Origin of the sequence: Streptomyces niphimycinicus (assembly GCF_018883605.1) — a bacterium.
GTDB classification, from domain to species: Bacteria; Actinomycetota; Actinomycetes; order Streptomycetales; family Streptomycetaceae; genus Streptomyces; species Streptomyces niphimycinicus.
Genome location: NZ_JAHLEM010000431.1, coordinates 1 through 830 on the forward strand (window position 1 = coordinate 1; position 830 = coordinate 830).

General features: G+C 68.4%; 1 protein-coding gene. It reads right to left on the reverse strand.

The window, feature by feature from the left end:
• On the reverse strand, positions 1–830 hold an 830-nt coding region (locus KN815_RS31695), incomplete at both ends, for a thiamine pyrophosphate-dependent enzyme (RefSeq protein ID WP_253209358.1).

Genomic DNA, 830 nt, shown 5'->3' on the forward strand with positions numbered 1-830 from the left:
GGGGCGACGGTCAGGAAGGACGGGCAGTCACCGTCCAGACATGAGTAGTCCAGGTTGCAGGAGGACTGATGGATCTCCGTCTTACGGCCGAACTCCGTGGTCACCGGATGGACGGACAGGCAGTTGGACTTCGTACCGCAGTCCCCGCACCCCTCGCAGACCCGCTCATTGATCACCACCTTGGTATCGGGCGTGGCCGCCGTGCCGCGGCGCCGTTTGCGCCGTTTCTCGGCCGCGCACTCCTGATCGTGGATGAGCACGGTGACCCCGGGTATGGCGGCCAGCTCCTCCTGAGTGACAAGGAGCCGGTCGCGATGGCGGACCTCGACGCCCTTGGGCAGCCTGGCCCTGCGCAGCCGCCCGGGGGCGTCGCTGGTGATGACCACCTTCGCCACCCCCTCCAGGAGCAGCAGTGCGGCCAGCCGGTCGACGGGGAGGCCGCCGACCGCGTCCTGGCCGCCGGTCATCGCGACGGCCGAGTTGTACAGGAGCTTGAAGGTGATGTTGACCCCCGCGGCGACGGCCGCCCGTACCGCGAGGCTGCCGGAGTGGGTGAACGTGCCGTCGCCGATGTTCTGTACGAAATGCTGGTCGCCGACGAACGGGGCCATCCCGATCCACTGGGCGCCCTCACCGCCCATCTGGGTCAGCCCGACCACGTTCCCCACCTGCCCGGGCTCCATGAACACGGCCATGGTGTGGCAGCCGATACCGGCCCCCACCAGCGAGCCTTCGGGAACCTTGGTGGATGAGTTGTGTGGACAGCCGGAGCAGAAATACGGCGTCCGGGTCAGCAGAGGCAGCCAGATGCGTTCCCCGCGGCGCCTGCT